General features: G+C 44.5%; 16 protein-coding genes. 1 reads left to right on the plus strand and 15 read right to left on the minus strand.

The window, feature by feature from the left end:
- Positions 1–47: 47 nt before the first annotated feature.
- The 4 genes from ACGLYD_RS16490 to ACGLYD_RS16505 all read right to left on the minus strand — a co-directional run bounded on the left by ACGLYD_RS16490 (position 48) and on the right by ACGLYD_RS16505 (position 3,436).
- Positions 48–1,325 (minus strand): UDP-N-acetylglucosamine 1-carboxyvinyltransferase, encoded by a 1,278-nt coding sequence (locus tag ACGLYD_RS16490; protein ID WP_067213170.1) that lies wholly within the window; start codon positions 1,323–1,325, stop codon positions 48–50.
- Between the two features lie 19 nt (positions 1,326–1,344).
- Positions 1,345–1,992, minus strand: a complete 648-nt coding sequence (fsa, locus tag ACGLYD_RS16495) for a fructose-6-phosphate aldolase (RefSeq protein ID WP_067213173.1) — start codon at positions 1,990–1,992, stop codon at positions 1,345–1,347.
- Between the two features lie 129 nt (positions 1,993–2,121).
- Positions 2,122–2,979 carry a class II fructose-bisphosphate aldolase gene (locus ACGLYD_RS16500; RefSeq protein ID WP_354311994.1) on the minus strand — a complete coding sequence of 286 codons (858 nt, stop codon included), beginning with the start codon at positions 2,977–2,979 and terminating at the stop codon, positions 2,122–2,124.
- Between the two features lie 97 nt (positions 2,980–3,076).
- Positions 3,077–3,436 (minus strand): response regulator, encoded by a 360-nt coding sequence (locus ACGLYD_RS16505; RefSeq protein ID WP_187045928.1) that lies wholly within the window; start codon positions 3,434–3,436, stop codon positions 3,077–3,079.
- Between the two features lie 146 nt (positions 3,437–3,582).
- Between ACGLYD_RS16505 and ACGLYD_RS16510 the strand changes: the two genes are divergently transcribed.
- Positions 3,583–4,095, plus strand: coding sequence for a DUF2529 family protein (locus tag ACGLYD_RS16510; RefSeq protein ID WP_399633276.1), 513 nt, complete (start codon positions 3,583–3,585; stop codon positions 4,093–4,095).
- Positions 4,096–4,327: 232 nt separating this feature from the next.
- Here ACGLYD_RS16510 and ACGLYD_RS16515 read toward each other — a convergent pair whose 3' ends face one another.
- The 11 genes from ACGLYD_RS16515 to ACGLYD_RS16565 form a co-directional block, all read right to left on the minus strand.
- Positions 4,328–5,923, minus strand: a complete 1,596-nt coding sequence (locus ACGLYD_RS16515) for a CTP synthase (protein ID WP_067213177.1) — start codon at positions 5,921–5,923, stop codon at positions 4,328–4,330.
- Positions 5,924–6,283: 360 nt separating this feature from the next.
- Positions 6,284–6,853, minus strand: coding sequence for a DNA-directed RNA polymerase subunit delta (gene rpoE, locus ACGLYD_RS16520; protein ID WP_187045929.1), 570 nt, complete (start codon positions 6,851–6,853; stop codon positions 6,284–6,286).
- A 595-nt stretch (positions 6,854–7,448) separates the two neighbouring features.
- Positions 7,449–10,706, minus strand: coding sequence for a fused isobutyryl-CoA mutase/GTPase IcmF (gene icmF / locus ACGLYD_RS16525; protein ID WP_187045930.1), 3,258 nt, complete (start codon positions 10,704–10,706; stop codon positions 7,449–7,451).
- A gap of 32 nt (positions 10,707–10,738) precedes the next feature.
- Positions 10,739–11,290: a TetR/AcrR family transcriptional regulator gene (locus tag ACGLYD_RS16530; RefSeq protein WP_082786850.1), complete on the minus strand. Its 552-nt coding sequence runs from the start codon at positions 11,288–11,290 to the stop codon at positions 10,739–10,741.
- A gap of 84 nt (positions 11,291–11,374) precedes the next feature.
- Entirely contained in the window at positions 11,375–12,514 is a 1,140-nt protein-coding gene (locus ACGLYD_RS16535; protein WP_067213186.1) for an acyl-CoA dehydrogenase, read from the minus strand.
- A 216-nt stretch (positions 12,515–12,730) separates the two neighbouring features.
- On the minus strand, positions 12,731–13,867 hold the full coding sequence (locus tag ACGLYD_RS16540; RefSeq protein ID WP_067213189.1) for an acyl-CoA dehydrogenase: 1,137 nt from the start codon (positions 13,865–13,867) through the stop codon (positions 12,731–12,733).
- A gap of 30 nt (positions 13,868–13,897) precedes the next feature.
- Positions 13,898–14,749: a 3-hydroxybutyryl-CoA dehydrogenase gene (locus ACGLYD_RS16545; protein ID WP_067213191.1), complete on the minus strand. Its 852-nt coding sequence runs from the start codon at positions 14,747–14,749 to the stop codon at positions 13,898–13,900.
- Between the two features lie 17 nt (positions 14,750–14,766).
- Complete coding sequence (locus ACGLYD_RS16550; protein WP_399629334.1) at positions 14,767–15,963, minus strand: acetyl-CoA C-acetyltransferase; 1,197 nt, start codon at positions 15,961–15,963, stop codon at positions 14,767–14,769.
- Positions 15,964–16,140: 177 nt separating this feature from the next.
- On the minus strand, positions 16,141–18,291 hold the full coding sequence (locus ACGLYD_RS16555; protein ID WP_338654938.1) for a (Fe-S)-binding protein: 2,151 nt from the start codon (positions 18,289–18,291) through the stop codon (positions 16,141–16,143).
- Positions 18,292–18,919: 628 nt separating this feature from the next.
- Positions 18,920–19,603: a hypothetical protein gene (locus ACGLYD_RS16560; RefSeq protein ID WP_399629336.1), complete on the minus strand. Its 684-nt coding sequence runs from the start codon at positions 19,601–19,603 to the stop codon at positions 18,920–18,922.
- Positions 19,600–20,085: an ECF transporter S component gene (locus tag ACGLYD_RS16565; RefSeq protein ID WP_399629338.1), complete on the minus strand. Its 486-nt coding sequence runs from the start codon at positions 20,083–20,085 to the stop codon at positions 19,600–19,602. Before ACGLYD_RS16565 ends, ACGLYD_RS16560 begins: the two co-directional genes overlap by 4 nt.
- Positions 20,086–20,087 lie beyond the last annotated feature (2 nt).

A 20,087-nucleotide genomic window follows, 5' to 3' on the forward strand; every position in this document is an offset into this window, starting at 1 on the left:
TGCCACTCTGACTAATTATAGCATAATTTTTTCTGGTGCTGGGTCGTTCATTCGCCCACGATTGCTTCTTTCGAAATCGATACTTTGCGGATATCCGCTCCAATTCCCTGAAGTTTTTCGATAAGGGAGCTATACCCGCGCTCGATGTGCTGAATTTCTTGTACTTCCGTCACTCCGTCGGCAATGAGTCCCGCAATAACGAGCGCGGCCCCTGCGCGAAGGTCGGATGCGCGTACTGTTGCCGCCTGAAGCGGCGTCGGTCCAGCTAGAATCGCCGACCGTCCTTCAACTCGCGCATCAGCATTCATTCTTGTGAGCTCGTCGATATGCTTAAATCTAGCCGAGTAAACTGTATCCGTAATGACGGAAGGTCCAGCTGCTTGCGATAGTAACACAGAAAATGGCTGTTGGAGATCCGTTGGAAAACCTGGATATACAAGTGTTTTCACATCGACGGCTTGCAGATTTCTCGACTTTGGAATGAAGATTTGTTCTTCTCCTTCAACAATATCCACACCCATTTCACGAAGTTTCGCCGTGAGCGCCTCAACATGGAACGGTATGACATTGTCAATTGTAACGCCATCGCCCGCTGCTGCGGCCATAATCATAAAAGTACCTGCCTCAATTCGATCAGGTATAATTGTATGTTTTGTGCCGTGAAGTTTTTCCACGCCATCTATACGAATGACATTCGTTCCTGCGCCCTTAATTTTCGCACCCATATTGGACAACAGTGTAGCGACGTCAATGATTTCAGGTTCCTTCGCTGCATTCTCAATTGTCGTACGACCCTTTGCGAGAACTGCTGCGAGCATGATATTAATTGTTGCACCAACACTGATGACGTCCAAATAGATTTTTGCACCGCGTAATTCTTCCGCACGCAAATAGATGGCACCGTGTTCGTTGGTTACTTTCGCGCCGAGCGCTTCGAAACCTTTGATATGCTGATCTATTGGTCGTGGCCCCAGATGACAACCACCTGGCAAGCCGATGACCGCGTGCTTGAATCTTCCAAGCATCGCGCCCATCATATAGTAGGATGCACGAAGCTTCTTCACGTTACCGTTCGGAAGTGGCATCGACATCATTTCTGTTGGATCAATCGTCATCGTTCCTTTATTAAATTCAACTTTCCCACCGATATCTTCCAGTAGCGCCTGAAGGGTAACGACATCCGAAATTTCTGGCAGTCCTTCGATTGTAACTAGGGAATCAGCCAGAATAGAAGCAGGGATAAGTGCAACTGCACTGTTTTTAGCGCCACTCACTTTAATTGAACCTCGTAATGGTTTGCCGCCTGTTATTTTATAAACGTCCATATGACTCTCCTTTGATGCCTTACTTGTTCTTTCTAGTTTCCCAGTCCGCAAGAAATGCTTCGATTCCTTTATCCGTAAGTGGGTGCTTGAATAGCTGCGTCAACACGTTGAAAGGTGTCGTTGCAATATCTGCACCACTAAGCGCTGCGTCTGTAATATGCTGTGGGCTGCGGATGGATGCAGCAATAATTTCTGTTTTGATATTGTGAATTGAGAAGATATCTGCAATTGTAGAGACCAATGCCATGCCATCTTGTCCAATGTCATCGAGTCTGCCGAGGAATGGGGAAACATATGTCGCTCCTGCACGTGCTGCAAGAAGTGCCTGATTTGCACTGAAGATAAGTGTTACGTTTGTTTTGATGCCTTCCTGTGAAAAGACCGCACAAGCTTTCAATCCTTCAGGTGTCATTGGCAATTTCACCGTAATATTTGGAGCAATTTCTGCCAATACTCGTCCTTCTTTGATCATGCCTTCAGCATCAAGTGCGATGACTTCTGCACTGACTGAACCAGGGACAAGTGCTGCAATTTCTCGCAACCTATCATGAAAAGGTACATCTTCTTTCGCAACAAGTGAAGGATTTGTTGTAACTCCTGATAGTATGCCCCAAGTATGCGCTTCTTTGATTTCTTCAAAATTAGCTGTATCGATGAAAAACTTCATGAATAAAATCCCCCTTATAATGAATGAATACTCTATAGTAAAAACTTTATGAAGAGCTCCGAAAAACTCTTAAAAGAAGGAGAATACATCACCATTGATGTTTCTCCTCTTTCTGTTAACTAAATATAATTAAGCTTTTTGTGAACTACCGAATTCGCGCATTTTACCGATAACCGTTACTTTGATGGCATCGCGCATTGGCGTCAAGAATTTACGTGGATCATAGGCTTCAGCGTCTGCCGCAAGTGTTTCACGTACAGCTTTTGTTCCTTGTATTTGGTTTTCTGTATTGACGTTAATTTTAGCCGTTCCGAATGAAATAGATTTTTGGATATCTTTTATCGGAATACCTGTTCCGCCATGAAGGACAAGCGGTAGGTCAGATTGACTTGAAATTTCTTCCATTTCCTTGAAACCAAGGTTTGGCTCGCCTTTATATGGTCCGTGGACTGATCCTAATGCAGGTGCAAGACAGTCGATTCCTGTTTTGTCCACAAGCTCTTTACATTCTGCAGGGTTCGCATAAATGACGCCTTCAGCAATAATATCGTCTTCCTGGCCTCCAACGACCCCAAGTTCTGCTTCTACAGAAACTCCCCGTTCATGCGCATAATCAACTACACTTTTCGTAATTTCAATATTTTCCGCAAGTTGTTTTGATGAAGCGTCGATCATAACGGAAGTGAAACCTGCTTCAATTGCTTCTTTACATTTTTCGAAGCTTGAACCGTGATCCAAATGAATTGCAACAGGAACTGTAATTTTATAATCGTGCATAAGACCTTTCACCATGTGGACAACCGTTGTGAAACCGCCCATATAACGTGCTGCACCTTCGGATACCCCAAGGATAACAGGAGATTGTTCTTCTTGTGCCGCTAGTAAAATCGCTTGCGTATATTCAAGGTTGTTTATATTAAACTGACCTATTGCGTACCCTTCTTTTTTCCCTTTGATCATCATTTCTTTCATGGAGACAAGTGCCATGCGAATTCCTCCTTAGGATCTTGAAAAGAATAGTGTGATTATTGTATACCACCAATATCATAACAAAAACAGCCAGTGTTTACCACTGCCTGCTTTGTCAGTTTTCAAACATCGCGTTCACCGCATCACGGACTTCATAAATATCAAACGGCTTAGTAAAGTATTTCATAGCCCCAGTTTTCAATGCATCTTCTGTTAATTCAATTTCACCGTACGCAGTCATCATGATGACTGGTATCTCTGGCCAGCCGATTTTTAATCTTTTTAAAACCTCTAATCCATCTATGCCCGGCATTTTCATATCAAGCAGTACACAGCCTGGCACTTCTTGTTCCACCGCTTGGAGCGCTTCTAATCCATTTGCTGCGAGGGTTGTTTTAAACCCTTCCCGGCGGAATACTTCATCCAACAAAAGTCGTATCCCCTTTTGATCATCCACAATTAAAAGACTTTTCAATCTCCATTCCCTCTTTCTGCAATCCCATGTTGTTATACCTACTTATTTGACAAATGTCACAGATACCCTTCTTTTTTTGACAAAACTTTGTCCTTTGCTTTCCATGCTCCTTTTCCTATAATTAGGTGGAGGTGGTAATTTTGAAAATGTTGACGACACAAATCAGCGGACTTCTTCAGCGTATCGCTGGAAATGGTGAAGAGTCTATTGAAGAAACAGCCCGTCTTCTCGCACAGGCAACAATTGGGGAAGGTCGTGTTATTATTGCGGGATTCGGTGAAATGGAGGCAGTTACCGCAACCGCCTTTCACAGTACCGATCCACTTAGTGGTGCCGTTCGTTATGAGTTCGGGATGGACATTACAGCAGCCGACCGGATTTGGCTATTAACTCGGTCTGCGACGGATAGGCCTGCATTAGAACTTGCACAGCAACTTGCTGGACGATTCATTCCTTTTGCCGCACTCGCCGCTGAAAAACCAGGCAACGGCAATGAACTTGAAGAATTATCCTATACATATATATCGACTGGGCTTACACGTGGTTTATTACCAGGTGACGACGGTGAACGGATTGTTCAGCCGCATGCGCTCAGTGCGTTGTTTGTTTATGAAGCTGTGAAGATTGCCTATGATGAAATGATTTTAGACAAGGATTAAAAACAAGTAAAAGCTGCACATAAGCGGGAATTCCCCGTTTATGTGCAGCTTTTTTAGTTGGTGATTGGTGGATATGATTGGTTGCGTGACCGATATGATTGGTCGAGCGACGGATATGCTCGGTTGGCCAATACATATGATCGGGTAGATGCCCGATATGCTTGGTTGAGCGGCATATATAATCGGTCGCGCGCTCTATATACGGCTAGTCCAACAGGTTGCAACCGAAACGTTATTCTTTTCCAGCGATTATCGCTCCTAAGAACTCGCGGAATAGCGGTTGTGGGCGTGTTGGGCGAGATGCGAATTCTGGGTGGAACGAGACACCGACAAAGAATGGGTGACCTTCTAATTCTATGATTTCCACGAGTTGTTCATTCGGGCTTATACCAGAAATCCTCATACCTGCAGCTTCGAATTGCTCGCGGTATTCATTATTAAATTCATAGCGATTACGGTGACGTTCGTAAATCAACTCTTCGCCGTAAGCAGCACGCGCTTTCGTTCCTTCTTTTAATTTACATGGGTAAGCGCCAAGTCTGAAGTAACTTTCTGGATTACCATTACTTTCAGGAGGACTCTCAATAATTTGATTTTCCGTATCTTTATCAAATTCAACTGAATGAGCGTTTTCAATTCCCATAACATTGCGTGCGTATTCGACTGCAGCTAATTGCATGCCTAAGCCGATTCCGAAAAACGGGATGCCATTTATACGGGCATAAGTAATTGCTTCAATTTTACCATCGATACCACGTTTTCCAAAACCAGCTGGAACGAGGATTCCGTCGACATCCGATAATAATTCAGCTGCACTCTGTGCTGTTACATCTTCCGAATTGATCCATTTTATTTCAATTTCTGTGTCGAAACCGTAACCTGCGTGGCGAAGTGCTTCAACCGCTGAAATATATGCATCCTGCATTTCAACATACTTCCCGACAAGTCCGATACGAACTTTTTTCGAAAGGGATTTCACAAGTGTTACCAGTTCTTTTATTTCTGTCATATCAGGTTGTTTCGTCTCAAGTTCAAGGAAATCTACTACGATTTGATCCATATTCTGTTCATGCAATCTAAGTGGTACTTCGTATAGCGTTTCCGCGTCAAGTGCTTCGATGACTTCTTCTGGTTTGATATTACAGAACAAAGCAATCTTATCTTTCATTTCTTGCGGTACTGGATATTCGCTTCGTACAACAATCATATTTGGCTGAATTCCGAGACTCCGAAGTTCCTTAACACTATGCTGTGTAGGTTTTGTCTTCATTTCACCGGCTGCATGCAAGTAAGGAATAAGGGTGTTATGAATATACATAACGTCACTTTTCCCAAGATCCGTTTTCATCTGACGAAGTGCTTCTAGATAAGGAAGGGATTCGATATCGCCGACACTGCCACCAATTTCTGTAATGACGACGTCTGCGTTCGTTTCTTTTCCAGCACGTTTGATCAGGCTTTTGATTTCATTTGTAATATGAGGGATGACTTGGACAGTTGCTCCATTGTATTCACCGCGACGTTCTTTTTGTAGGACAGATGAATATACTTTCCCCATCGTAACGTTCGAATACTTGTTCAATTTGATGTCAATAAAACGTTCATAATGACCTAGGTCTAGATCCGTTTCTGCTCCATCTTCTGTAACGAAGACCTCACCATGCTGTAAAGGACTCATCATTCTTGGGTCAAGGTTAATGTATGGATCGAATTTTTGGATTGTCACCTGAAGTCCTCGAGATTTTAATAGTCGTCCAAGTGATGCTGCGTTGATACCTTTACCTAGTGATGAGACAACGCCACCGGTTACGAAAATATACTTTGTCATGTTTTACTCCTCCATTCGTCTGGTTCGTTCTAGTTAAATCAAATTCGCCTTGACGTATTTGCGTACAGATCAAGTATGGAAGCTAGCTTAAATGCGTCGTTTCCTTGCGACAACAGCTAATCAACCTGCATCATGCAGGCCGTGAGTCTACTCAATTCATTCCCATCAAAATCTGTGACATCCGCCGGAGGCTTTAACATTATTCAGCAGGGGTTTGGAGTTCTGCGGAATAATGTTAAAACAATAAAAAGCGCCCCGTCTGTAGACAGTATCTACAGGAGGAGCGCATATACACTGATTCATGTCCATTTAAGGAGCCCAGTCAAAATGTTATAGTGTCGGACGTGTGAAGTCAAGTAATTATTCCTTGATTTCATCCTCGTCTTCATCTTCCTCTTCTTCGTCTTCTTCATCAAGCTCAAGCTCTGCATCATCAGGGATGATTTCAAGCTCGTCGTCTGGATCAATAAGATCTACTTCGATCTCGACAACGTCTTCTTCTTCCTCGTCGTCATCGTCGTCGTCTTCATCGTCATCGATTAGTTCATCGAATTCTTCATCGAACAACTCATCCTCGTCATCCTCGTCTTCAATGATGTCGTCGTCTTCAAGCAACGCTTTTTTCTTTTTCTTCTTGCGTACTTTTACGACTGGAGCTGTTTCTACTTCGATTTGATCAACCGGATACCATTCGCGCAATCCCCAACGGTTGTCGTTGATAGCAAGGAATCTCCCGTCAATGTTCATGTCTGTATAGAATTGTTGTAATTTTGTTCTCATAACTCGTTCAGTTATGCCATTCAGTTTACGGATTGCGTCCATCAGCTGAAGCAATGTTAGCGGTTCTTTTCTTTCCGCCAAAACCGCATATGCGATATCAATCATCGATTCTTCTATCAGTTGTTCTTTCGTCATTTCACGGATGTTCAATTAACGCACGTCCTTTCTATAAACACAAACATACTTATCATTATAAACAATACAGTCCAAAATATGCTACATTCTTTTATTCTTTTTGGAGTGTCGAAGTTCTGTCACACAAATAAACCCCAAATAAGCCCCAGAAAGTAAAAAAGGGATAGCACCTAATCCTTTATCATATAGCAGAAAAAAGAGGGTGGCAAGGGTGGCTATGATCATTATATGTATATATAGTTTCACGCCCGCACCCCTTCCAGTCATTCTCTCTATTATACGTGAAAATTACAAGCAATATCCATATAAAAGAAAAGTACATACCAAACACTTTCCAGGGGAATAATGGACATAGTGATTTCATTCAATACCGCTATGGCGCTTAGGGATGCCTCTCGCCCGATTTACATAGATGGGGCAATCCCCCGGCAGCATGGAGTAAAACGCATTATGACAGCGGACGGTACTACACACTAAAAAAGGAAAATCCGTGCTAAACCGAAGTTTGCACGGATTCGATGTCTACAGGAAGTCGGTTATGCAGTTGCGCTTTTAGACTGCCATCCCTAATTGTCCAGCTCCAGCGTCCAGACGCCTTCCGCATTTCGTATTACATATTCCGTCTATACTGCCCGCCTACTTCATATAACGCGTTGGTAATTTGCCCTAAGCTTGCTACTCTTACCGTTTCCATTAGTTCTTGGAAGATGTTACCGCCTGAAACAGCTACTTCTTTCAACTTCTTCAAGGCTTCTTCGGTTTGATCGGCATGCAAGCTTTTGAATGCACGTAAGTTGAGGATTTGTGTTTCTTTCTCGTCTTGTGTGGCACGCGCGATTTCCATGTTATCGACGTCATCAGACGACGGTGGATTCGGGTTCAAGTATGTGTTAACGCCAATAATTGGCAACTCACCTGAATGCTTTTTCATTTCATAATGCATCGATTCTTCTTGGATTTTACCGCGTTGGTATTGTGTTTCCATCGAACCGAGCACGCCGCCGCGGTCATTTAAGCTTTCAAATTCGCGCAAGACCATTTCTTCAACGAGATCCGTTAATTCATCGACAATAAATGCGCCTTGAAGTGGATTTTCATTTTTCGATAGGCCGTGCTCATTTGTAATAATCATTTGGATAGCCATCGCACGACGAACTGATTCTTCCGTTGGCGTTGTAATGGCTTCGTCATACGCGTTCGTATGGAGCGAGTTACAGTTATCCTGCAATGCCATAAGCGCCTGCAGCGTTGTGCGGATATCGTTAAAATCAATTTCCTGCGCGTGCAAGCTGCGGCCTGATGTTTGGACATGGTACTTCAATTTTTGGCTACGTTCGTTGGCGCCGTATTTCTGACGCATCGCGACTGCCCAAATGCGGCGAGCAACGCGTCCGATAACCGTATATTCCGGATCAAGGCCATTCGAGAAGAAGAACGATAAATTCGGAGCGAAATCATCGATATTCATACCGCGGCTCAAATAATATTCTACATATGTGAAGCCATTTGATAGTGTGAATGCCAATTGTGAAATCGGGTTTGCGCCTGCTTCTGCAATATGGTAGCCAGAAATCGACACCGAGTAGTAATTACGTACTTTTTCATCGATGAAGTACTGCTGGATATCCCCCATCATGCGAAGCGCGAATTCTGTTGAGAAGATACATGTATTCTGTCCTTGGTCTTCTTTCAGAATATCTGCTTGCACTGTTCCACGAACTGCTTGAAGCGTTCCTTCTTTGACTTCAATGAATTCTTCAACAGTTAGTGCCCGCCCAAGTTTTTCCTCGTTGATGCGCACTTGTTGATCGATTGCTGTATTCATAAACATGGCAAGAATAATCGGTGCTGGACCGTTAATAGTCATGGAAACAGACGTTGCCGGTGCACACAGATCGAAACCTTCGTACAGTTTCTTCATATCTTCTAACGTACAGATACTGACGCCAGACTCCCCAACTTTTCCGTAAATATCTGGACGTTCATCCGGGTCTTCTCCGTATAATGTCACAGAGTCGAACGCCGTTGACAGTCGTTTCGCATCGTCATCTTTCGATAAATAGTGGAAACGACGATTCGTCCGTTCCGGTGTTCCTTCTCCGGCAAATTGACGTTTTGGATCTTCGCCTTCACGTTTGAATGGGAATACGCCAGCTGTATATGGATAGGACCCCGGGACGTTTTCTTTATAAACCCAGCGAAGAATTTCACCGTAATCTTTGAATTTCGGCAACGCGACTTTCGGGATTTTTAATCCTGAAAGACTTGTGGTTGTCAAAGCAGTGCGCAGTTCTTTACCGCGAACTTTTGTGATGAATTCATCGCCCGCGTAGGCTTCTTTCAATTTATCCCAGTTTGCGAGGATACGTTTCGACTCTGACGTCAATTCTTCTTTAATGCCTTCCGCAAGTGATTGCAGTGAAGTCACGAGCGCATCGTCTGGCGCTTGTTCGTTGACCGTTTGAATGGCTCCTTCGAGCTGGAATAATTTGCGTGCAAGCGTTTCCTGCACTTCAGATTTTTTATGGTACCCACGGACCGTATCAGAGATTTCACGTAAATATTGCTGACGGTCGTTCGGGATGATGACGTTTTGTTTTTGTGTTTTGACGAATTGTCCGTAAGATGTTTCCCAGTCGAGGCCGCATTTGTCGTTCAATACGGAAACGAGTGCTGCAAAGAGTGAATTCGTCCCTTTGTCGTTGAATTGGCTTGCGATTGTGCCGTACACTGGCATTGTATCGAGATCTTTATCCCACAGAAGATGACTGCGTTGATATTGTTTTTGCACTTGGCGCAATGCATCTTCAGAGCCTTTACGTTCGAATTTATTGATGACAATTAGGTCTGCGAAATCAATCATGTCAATCTTTTCAAGTTGTGTCGGCGCACCGAACTCGCTTGTCATGACATACATCGAAGCATCGGAAACTTCCGTAATTTCAGCATCCCCTTGCCCGATTCCACTTGTTTCAACAACGATTAGGTCGAAACCGACTGTTTTCACAATGTCTAACACATCCCGAATCGCTCCAGAAAGCTCTGTACGGGAACCTCGTGTTGCGAGACTTCGCATGAATACGCGCTTATTGAAGATGGCATTCATACGAATACGGTCGCCAAGTAAAGCCCCACCTGTTTTCTGTTTCGTTGGGTCAATCGATAGGATTGCGACTCTTTTTTCCGGTAGTTCGTGGAGGAATCTGCGAATTAATTCGTCAGTAAGCGAACTTTTCCCCGCTCCACCTGTTCCAGTAATCCCAAGAACCGGTGTATTTTTAGAAAGTGTACGTGCTTTTTCAACAACTGCAACTGCTTGCGCATCATTCTGACCGTACATTTCTTCCACGTACGTAATCACATTCGCGAGGATTTCGGGTTGGTCGACAGTTATTTTTTCAAGGTTTTCCATTTCATTGTCAGTCGCTGTGAGGTAATCACATTGCTCCAACATCCGATTAATCATCCCTTGAAGACCCATTTTACGCCCATCTTCAGGAGAGAAAATCCATGTAATACCGTAGTCATGCAGTTCTTTGATTTCCTTCGGGATGATAACTCCGCCGCCACCTGCGTAAATGCGAATATGCGGTGCCCCTTTTTCCTGAAGAAGGTCATACATATATTTAAAGTACTCAACATGCCCGCCTTGGTACGAAGACATCGCAATTGCTTGAACGTCTTCTTGAATGGCCGCGTTGACAACTTCCTCGACTGAACGATTATGCCCCAAGTGAATTACTTCTGCGCCGCTCGCTTGCATAATACGACGCATGATATTGATGGATGCGTCATGCCCGTCGAAAAGACTCGACGCTGTAACGAACCGGATATGGTGTTTCGGTTTATAAATCTCAACTGTTGCCATATGTGGAACACCCCTTTGCATTAATGAACGTTTTACCCAATTAACCCTTTAAAAAGTTGGTCTGTTTGAACACGTATATAGGTTTCTATCGTATAACTTCTATGCAATGCCCATCTGCGAAATGCCCACATCTGTCCTTGTACGACGATATGATGTGCCGCGATGCCGACTTCTTCTTCTGAAATGCGCAGTTCCCCCGACTTTGCACACATTTCTAAAAGATTCTCAAACAAAGCGACCATTTCCATTTCTTTTTTCAGAACATATTGCAGTGCATCTTTCGGTAGAGATTTTGATTCTTGGTACATGACCAGAAATTCGTCCGACATATCGTCAATCAAATGATAATACTGATTAATGGCCACTCGCAGTCCATCCACTGTCCCTTCTTGGGTAGGCAGGGCAGAAAGGCGGTCATGCACTTCGTTATAAATACTGTCACAAACGAGGTAGAGTACATCTTCCTTGGTGCGAATATATTCATAAAGCGTTCCGATGCTAAATCCCGCTTCTTTCGCGATTTCTCGGGTTGTCGCGCGGTGGAATCCCTTCTCTTTAAAAAGTTTCACCGCACCACGAATCATCTGTTCACGCCGTTTTTCAATCAGACTTTCATCTTTGACAGACGATTTCACTTCTCGTTTATTCACTTTCCTACACCTCCCCGCTTATTTCGTCAGCATTCGGGAGATAACGAGACGCTGAATTTCTTGCGTTCCTTCGTAGATCTGCGTAATTTTCGCATCACGCATATAACGCTCAACAGGATAATCTTTTGTATACCCGTAACCGCCGAAAACCTGAACAGCGTCTGTTGTAACTTTCATAGCTGTATCTCCAGCCATTAGTTTTGCCATTGCAGATGCTTGACCATATGGTAAATTATTCGACTCGAGCCATGCAGCTTGGTATGTTAACAATCTTGAAGCTTCCGTTGCTGTCGCCATATCTGCCAATTTAAAGCCGATGCCTTGGTTTGCAGCGATAGGTTTACCGAATTGAACGCGCTCTTTCGCATAGTCAACAGCTGCGTCAAGTGCCCCTTGTGCAATCCCGACTGCTTGTGCAGCAATTCCGTTACGGCCGCCGTCAAGTGTTTTCATAGCGATGATGAATCCTTGCCCTTCTTCGCCAAGTAGATTTTCTTTTGGAACACGACAGTTGTCGAACATGATTTCAGTTGTAGGCGATGAACGAATGCCGAGTTTACGCTCTTTTTTCCCAACTGAGAAACCAGGGAAATCTTTTTCTACGATAAATGCACTTGTTCCTTTATGTTTTGAATCTGGATCAGTAACTGCGAAGACGATGTAGATGTCCGCAATGCCGCCGTTTGTAATGAAAATCTTAGAACCATTTATTACGTAGTCGTCGCCGTCACGTTTCGCTGTTGTGCGCATGCCGCCTGCATCAGAACCAGAACTAGGCTCCGTTAGACCGTATGCCCCCATTTTCGTACCTTCTGCCATTGGACGAAGGTATTGTTGTTTTTGTTCTTCCGTTCCGTAATTAAATACCGGCCATCCCGCTAGAGATGTGTGCGCAGAAAGTGTGACGCCTGTTGAAGCACAAACGCGTGACAGTTCTTCTACAGCGATACAATATGCGAGAAAGTCACTGCCGATGCCGCCATACTCTTCAGGCCAAGGAATACCTGTTAGGCCAAGGTCCGCCATTTTTTTGAAGATATCCATGTCGAAACGTTCTTCTTCATCACGTTCTGCTGCTGTTGGTGCGACTTCATTTTCCGCAAAGTCGCGGACCATTTTACGGATCATTTCGTGTTCTTCGGATAATTTAAAGTTCATTGGGTTTCCCACCTTATTTGGTATTTGGTTGGTATTCATCATTGGTATTTATTGTATAATCTCTGTAAAGGGCACAGGTATTATACAAACCGAACTCTTCGTTGTTCGGTTTGCAATTACGATTGGAAAGTTGCAGTTAGAATCCCATAGTTGCAATTACACGTAGATAGTTACAATTAAAACTTCATAGTTGCAATTACACTAAGAACGCGTACATCACTTCATCAGATGTTTCGAAATAACAATACGTTGAATTTCACTTGTGCCTTCGTAGATTTCAGTTACTTTTGCGTCACGGAAATAGCGCTCGACTGGGTAATCTTCTGTATAGCCATAACCGCCGAATACTTGAACTGCTTCAATTGATCCTTCGACTGCCGCTTTTGAAGCAAATAGCTTAGCCATCGAGGCTTCTTTTCCACACGGGAGTCCTTCTGCACGCAGTTGTGCAGCGCGGTAGACGAGTAGTTTTGCTGCTTCGACTGCAGTTGCCATGTCCGCAAGTTTAAATCCTACGCCTTGCTGAGCAGCAATCGGCTTGCCGAACTGAACACGATCTTTCGCGTAACCTGTTGCCGCTTCAAGTGCTGCTTCTGCGATACCGAGTGCTTGTGCCGCTATGCCGATACGACCGACGTCGAGATTTGCCATCGCAATTTTGAAGCCACCGCCTTCTTCACCAAGTAAGTTTTCTAGTGGAACTTTCATTTGATCAAACGACAGCTCTACTGTTCTCGAACCGTGAAGTCCCATTTTCCGTTCATCTTTTCCAATGACGAGGCCAGGTGTATCTTTATCGACGATGAATGCTGAGATACCGTAAGTCCCTTTAGATGGATCTGTCGATGCAAAGACGATGTAGACATCTGCTTCCCCACCGTTGGTAATAAACATTTTAGAACCGTTAAGCACATAATGATCGTCTTTTTTGACCGCACGTGTTTTAAGAGATCCTGCGTCAGAACCAGATGATGCTTCTGTCAGGCAGAAAGCACCAAGGTATTCGCCGCTTGCCAATTTTGGGAGGTAACGGTTTTTCTGTTCGTCGTTACCGAAATACATAATCGGGTTAGTTCCAACCGATGTATGAACGGAAAGAATGACACCGACAACGGCGCTTACTTTCGACAGTTCATGGATGGCGCTAATATATGAGATGAAATCCATGCCTGCCCCACCATATTCTTCTGGGACAGTAATGCCCATCAAGCCGAGTCCGCCCATTTTCTTTAAAATGTCACGTGGAAATTCCCCAGCTTCCATACGTGGAATGAACGGTTCGATTTCAGTCTTCGCAAAACTTTGTACCATGTCGCGCATCATCTGCTGTTCTTCGGTGAATGTTAAATCCATTATGATTTCCCCTTTAAATGTAAGCATTAGTTATTCGTAAACGTAAAATCCTCGGCCTGACTTCTTCCCTAACCATCCTGCTTTTACATATTTTCTTAGGAGGGGACATGGGCGATATTTCGAATCGCCAAATCCTTCGTGTAGCGTTTCCATAATATATAGACATGTATCGAGTCCAATAAAGTCTGCGAGCTGAAGCGGACCCATTGGGTGATTCATGCCGAGTTTCATGACTTCGTCAATCGCTTGTTCTGTTGCAACGCCTTCATAGAGCGTGTAAATTGCTTCGTTAATCATCGGCATAAGAATTCGGTTTGCGACGAATCCTGGAAAGTCATTTACTTCTACCGGTGTTTTAGACAATTTCACTGTCATGTCTTCCACCGCTTTGTACACGTCGTCAGCAGTTGCAAGACCGCGGATAATTTCAACTAGTTTCATCACTGGAACTGGGTTCATAAAATGCATGCCAATCACTTGTTCAGGACGTTTTGTTGCCGCCGCGATTTCCGTGATTGGAAGTGAAGATGTATTGGATGCAAGAATTGCATGTTGCGGAGCGATTTCGTCCAACTTCGCGAATATGGACTTTTTGATATCCATATTTTCAACTGCTGCTTCGATGACAATGTCAACGTCCGATGCATCTTGCAGATCGAGTGATTTCGTTATGCGACCAAGGACTGCGGATTTTTCATCTTCTGTCATGCGACCTTTTTCGACATTGCGAGACAGATTCTTTGTAATAACTGCAAGCCCTTTAGCATATGATTCTTCTTTTATATCATTCAGTTTTACGTCGAAGCCGGCTTGTGCACAGACTTGAGCAATTCCTCCGCCCATTTGTCCTGCACCGATCACCATTATTTTTTTAATATCCATTGATTAACGCCTCCACATTATTCCGATTTTGCTACTTCGATCATAATTGCGTCGCCTTGGCCTCCGCCTGAACAAATTGCTGCAATACCGATACCGCCACCTTGGCGTTTCAGTTCATGCGCAAGTGTCAAGATAATACGCGCTCCGCTTGCGCCAATCGGGTGACCGAGTGCAACTGCACCGCCATTGACGTTCACTTTTTCAGGATCCAGTTCTGCAATTTGTGAACTTGCGAGAGCAACAGCTGCAAATGCTTCGTTTATTTCAAAGAGTTTTATATCTTCTAGTTTCTTACCCGTCTTTTTAAGTAATGCATTAATGACAAGCCCAGGTGTTTGCGGGAAGTTTGCAGGTTCTATAGCCACTTCTGCATGACCAATAATGACTGCTAATGGTGTTTTTCCTTCTTTTAGCGCACGCTCTTCATTCATCAACACAAGTGCACATGCTCCGTCATTTACGCCTGGTGCGTTTCCTGCCGTAATTGTGCCGTCTTTGCCGAATGCCGGTCGCAATTTCGCCAGTGATTCGAGCGATGTGTTGCGGCGTGGTGCTTCATCCGTATCGACTAAAATCGGATCACCTTTACGCTGCGGGATTTCGACTGGAACGATTTCTTGTGCGAACAATCCTGCGTCAATCGCTTGCAATGCACGTTCATGACTACGGAGTGACCATGCGTCCTGTGCAACGCGCGTCAGTGCAAATTCTTCAGCTGTCGAGTTACCGTATGTGCCCATATGGACGCGGTCGGGTGAGAATGAACAAGAAAGTCCATCGTAGATCATACCGTCGATCAGTTCTGCATCACCCATTTTCAACCCAAATCGTGCTTTTGGTACGTAGTAAGGGGCATTGGACATAGACTCCATACCGCCCACAACAATGACTTCTTCATCGCCAAGACGGATCAACTGGTCGCCAAGAGTTACGCTGCGCATGCCTGATGCACATACTTTGTTGATGGTCTCCGTTTTCACCGACCAAGGAAGTCCACCTTTCGTCGCTGCTTGCCTAGAAGGAATTTGACCTTGGCCTGCTTGCAATACCGTTCCGATGATGACTTCACCGACTTCATCTGCTTTCACGCCCGCACGATTTAATGCATCTTTGATAGCAATCCCCCCAAGATCGCTTGCCGTCAGTGACTTTAACGCTCCGCCAAATTTTGCGAATGGTGTTCTTGCCCCATTTACTATGACCGTTCTTCCCATATCTATCGCCCCTTTGATGATTGTTGGTAACGCTTTCATTCTCATTTGAATTGAGCGACTGAACGCTCGCTCGATAAGAGTTTAAGAAAAAAGGAGTGTTTCCACTCCTTTTGATTTCACAAATCATAGTTCACTATTCTATTAATTGTACGACAATACTGATTGTTCCGCAATGGCTTATTGCAAAATAGACTCTACTTCAGCCTCTTCAGCTGGCTGCCAATCCTCACCGAAAATCGAACGTTCTAGTAGTTCGGCGATATCATATGTGCCGACAGACTCTTCTACTTCTTTCGCTTTCGTGCCGTCTGACAACATCGTCAAGCAGTATGGACAGCCGGATGATATGATCCCCGGGCTGACTTCAAGTGCTTGTTCTGTACGAGCGACGTTGATACGGTGGCCAGTGTCTTCTTCCATCCACATAAGTCCTCCGCCCGCTCCACAGCACATGCCGTCTTCACGATTACGTTTCATTTCGACGAGATTTACGCCAGGAATTGCTTTAAGAATTTCACGTGGCGGATCATAAACGTCGTTGTATCTACCTAGATAACATGAATCATGGAACGTAATTGTTTCGTCGATTGCATGCTCCGGTTTCAACTTCCCTTGGACAACAAGTTCGTAAAGCATTTCCGTATGATGGACTACTTCTGCTTTAAATCCGAAGTCAGGGTATTCATTTTTGAAGATATTGTAGGCATGCGGGTCAATGGTAACAAGTTTTGTGACGCCCGCTTTTTCGAATTCTTCAATATTGGCGGTAGCCAACTCTTGGAATAAAAACTCATTCCCCAAACGACGCGGCGTATCTCCAGAGTTCTTCTCTTTATTGCCAAGAATGGCGAACTTGATGCCCGCTTCATTCATCAGATGGACAAATGATAAGGCGATTTTTTGTGAACGGTTGTCGAATGACCCCATTGACCCCACCCAGAACAGATAGTCAAATTCTTCGCCCGCTTTTTTCAATTCTTTGACCGTTGGAATATGAAGATCTGGACGTGCATCTCTCCAGTTTTCTTTCTCTTTACGGTTAAGCCCCCATGGATTCCCTTGACGTTCGATGTTTGTCATCGCGCGTTGTGCATCCGGATCCATTTTCCCTTCTGTCATAACAAGATAACGGCGAAGGTCGATGATTTTGTCAACGTGTTCATTCATAACCGGACATTGGTCTTCACAGTTACGACATGTTGTACAAGCCCAGATTTCCTCTTCCGTGATGATATCGCCGATGAGGGACGGGTTGTAAATGTCATCCATTGTAGCGCCTTCAAGTCCAGCTGCAAATGCAATCTGGTTGCCTTTTGTTTTATTGAACGCGAGTGTTGGTACCCACGGTTTCTGCTTTGTCACAAGTGCACCTGTATTTGTCAGGTTATCACGTAGTTTCGTTATGAGATCCATCGGAGACAGCATTTTACCTGTTCCAGATGCTGGACACATATTCGTACAACGTCCACATTCAACACAAGCGTATAAGTCGATCATTTGCAGCTGCGTGAAGTCAGTTATTTTACCTACTCCAAGCGGCGGCATCTCTTCTCCTTCTTCTACATCTTCCAATGCTTCGAAGTCGATTGGCTTTAAACGGCCTGCATGATCAAGACGGTGGAAATAAACGTTAGCAGGTCCTGCGATCAAGTGCGCATGTTTCGATTGTGGCACATAGACGAGGAACGTCAGTAAGATTAGCAGATGGATCCACCAAGCAATGAAGAATATGACGGCCGCCCCAGTTTCCGGCATGAAACTGAATACTGTAGCAATCGTCGATGCGATTGGTTCCATCCATGTCGTTTCATGTCCTTGCCAAATCATGTTCATACCGTTTGCAAGTAATGTTGAAAGCATAAGTCCCCCGATGAAAATAAGGACAAGTCCGGATTTCCATCCACGTTTTAAACGCACGAGCTTCTCAACATAACGGCGGTGGAATGCCCACACAACCGCGACAAGTATTGTTACAGCAACGATTTCCTGGAAGATTGTAAAGACAGGATATACTGAACCAAATGGTAAGTGTGATCCCGGTTTTAACCCTTTCCAGACAAGATCGATAGCTCCAAACTGTACGAGTAAAAACCCGTAGAAAAACATAACGTGGATAGCTCCACTCTTTTTATCTTTTAATAATTTCTTTTGTCCGAAGACGTAAATCCATATTTTGCGGAGACGTTCCGAAATGTTATTATCAAACTCTTCTTTTCTCCCCAGTTTGATAAATTGAATGCGTGTTTTGATTAGATATGTGAACAACGCAAGCGCGTAGGCCACGACCGCGAGAAACAAAATCCAGTTGGCAATGATCAATGGATGCATTTATTATCTCCCCTTCCCTTGTTGTTTGAATAGTACAGATAGTGTAGTCGAAAATAAGTATCGTGTCGATGTCTATTTTCTAGTTTAATTATGAATGAGCGTTCAGTCAACTAAAAGTTTTGATAGTTTTGAGATATTGGTGAAATTAGTTGGAGGGTTGGTGGAAGATATGATCGGGTGGCTGGTGGATATGATCGGCGCGGCGATAATATGATTGGGTGGCTGGCGGATATGATCGGCGCGACGGTTATATGATCGGTGGCTGGCGGATATGATCGACAAGACAATTATATGATCGGTTAGCCAGCGGATATGATCGGCAAGACGATTATATGATCGGTGGCTGGCGGATATGATCGACAAGACAATTATATGATCGGTTAGCCAGCGGATATGATCGGCAGGACGGTTATATGATCGGTGGCCAGCAGATTTGATCGGCGCGACGGTTATATGATCGGGTGCCAGCAGATTTGTTCGGCAAGTCGATTATATGATCGGCCAGCCAGCAGTTATGATCGACAGGACGGTTATATGATCGGTTAGCCAGCAGACATAATCGGCGCGTCGATTATATGATCGGTCTCACTATTAAAAGTTAGAAAAACCTGCAAAGACAATGCAGGTTTTAAGTAATCATCATTAGTTTATTCAAATGGACACCGAAAAGTGCTTTAGCTTCCTCGATATTCATTTCAGGAATGGCTAGGAGAACCACTGTCGACGGTCCCGCTGATTTCATCGAATCCAGCGCGGTTTCGACGCGCGCTTCCTTAATTCCAGTTAACAAACGGACCTCTTGTAAAATCCCGCTTGAGCCAACTGGCCAGATTTGATGGACGATTCCACTTTTCATTGCCTCGTGAATAAGCTGGACGGACGCAATTTCATCTACGCGATTTCGTACTTCATCTCCAACGAGCGGTGTACCGTAAGTAAACCATACACTCTTTTTCGGAGCTGGTGCTTCCATCTTTTTGCCGATGATTGTTACTGCCATCGCTGACTGAACAAGTTCCATATTGGTTTCTGAACTGCCATTGATAGGCGGAACCTCAAGCCCCGACTCGTGGAATAAATCCGTCACACCTGCCACGTAACTTTCCCAACTCGCGCTGCCACTAAAATTGTGAATGAGGATCGAAACAGGTTCTGCATGCGTCGCCCATTGTTCAAGCAATGCAACGCGGGCCGCAAAATACGCTGTGACGCGGTCCGGTACGTTAACTATATCCTGCAACTTTTCACCGATGCCGCCTGAATTATCCGTTGTCACGATGAAACCGTTGCCGATATCAATGGCATTTCTCATCGAAGTGCCCCCATGCGACCATCCACCACATGCTGAAGTGCCGGCATGACAACTGCCGCAACAATTGCGTTAACGATTGTCGTAAGTAAGAGAAATGGAACTGCTCCGAGGAAAAATGCCGGCGAAATCAGGAAATAAAACGGCAGTGGTGCAATTAAACCGTTTGCCACTACGAAAAAAATCCACTTCGTTAGATTGCGTCCCGCTTTGTGTAGGCGGGCAAAGACGATAACGATGACGAACATTTCAAGTGCAACGAGCACATGAAATGGACCTAACAGAAACCCCGAATTCATAGCGGAGGCCATGTGCCCAAGCATCCCGACTATCCCCGAAAATACCGGTGGGAGAAAGGCCGCGGAAATGAGTGCCGGTACAGTATCAAGTGCCAAAGAACCGATGCCGGATGGGATTTTGATTAATCCACCGATGACACAAAGGGCTACAAAAAAAGCCGTCAATGTGAGCCGTTTCAATTGCATTG

This window comes from Sporosarcina sp. SG10008 (assembly GCF_044569405.1).
Taxonomy (GTDB): Bacteria; Bacillota; Bacilli; order Bacillales_A; family Planococcaceae; genus Sporosarcina; species Sporosarcina psychrophila.

Bases quoted from the DNA above. Each gene is read 5' to 3' on its own strand.
- ACGLYD_RS16490 (WP_067213170.1), bottom strand. From the start codon at position 1,325: ATGGACGTTTATAAAATAACAGGCGGCAAACCATTACGAGGTTCAATT.
- fsa (WP_067213173.1), bottom strand. From the start codon at position 1,992: ATGAAGTTTTTCATCGATACAGCTAATTTTGAAGAAATCAAAGAAGCG.
- ACGLYD_RS16500 (WP_354311994.1), bottom strand. From the start codon at position 2,979: ATGGCACTTGTCTCCATGAAAGAAATGATGATCAAAGGGAAAAAAGAA.
- ACGLYD_RS16510 (WP_399633276.1), top strand. From the start codon at position 3,583: ATGTTGACGACACAAATCAGCGGACTTCTTCAGCGTATCGCTGGAAAT.
- ACGLYD_RS16515 (WP_067213177.1), bottom strand. From the start codon at position 5,923: ATGACAAAGTATATTTTCGTAACCGGTGGCGTTGTCTCATCACTAGGT.
- icmF (WP_187045930.1), bottom strand. From the start codon at position 10,706: ATGGCAACAGTTGAGATTTATAAACCGAAACACCATATCCGGTTCGTT.
- ACGLYD_RS16530 (WP_082786850.1), bottom strand. From the start codon at position 11,290: ATGATTCGTGGTGCGGTGAAACTTTTTAAAGAGAAGGGATTCCACCGC.
- ACGLYD_RS16535 (WP_067213186.1), bottom strand. From the start codon at position 12,514: ATGAACTTTAAATTATCCGAAGAACACGAAATGATCCGTAAAATGGTC.
- ACGLYD_RS16540 (WP_067213189.1), bottom strand. From the start codon at position 13,867: ATGGATTTAACATTCACCGAAGAACAGCAGATGATGCGCGACATGGTA.
- ACGLYD_RS16545 (WP_067213191.1), bottom strand. From the start codon at position 14,749: ATGGATATTAAAAAAATAATGGTGATCGGTGCAGGACAAATGGGCGGA.
- ACGLYD_RS16550 (WP_399629334.1), bottom strand. From the start codon at position 15,963: ATGGGAAGAACGGTCATAGTAAATGGGGCAAGAACACCATTCGCAAAA.
- ACGLYD_RS16555 (WP_338654938.1), bottom strand. From the start codon at position 18,291: ATGCATCCATTGATCATTGCCAACTGGATTTTGTTTCTCGCGGTCGTG.
- ACGLYD_RS16560 (WP_399629336.1), bottom strand. From the start codon at position 19,603: ATGAGAAATGCCATTGATATCGGCAACGGTTTCATCGTGACAACGGAT.
- ACGLYD_RS16565 (WP_399629338.1), bottom strand. From the start codon at position 20,085: ATGCAATTGAAACGGCTCACATTGACGGCTTTTTTTGTAGCCCTTTGT.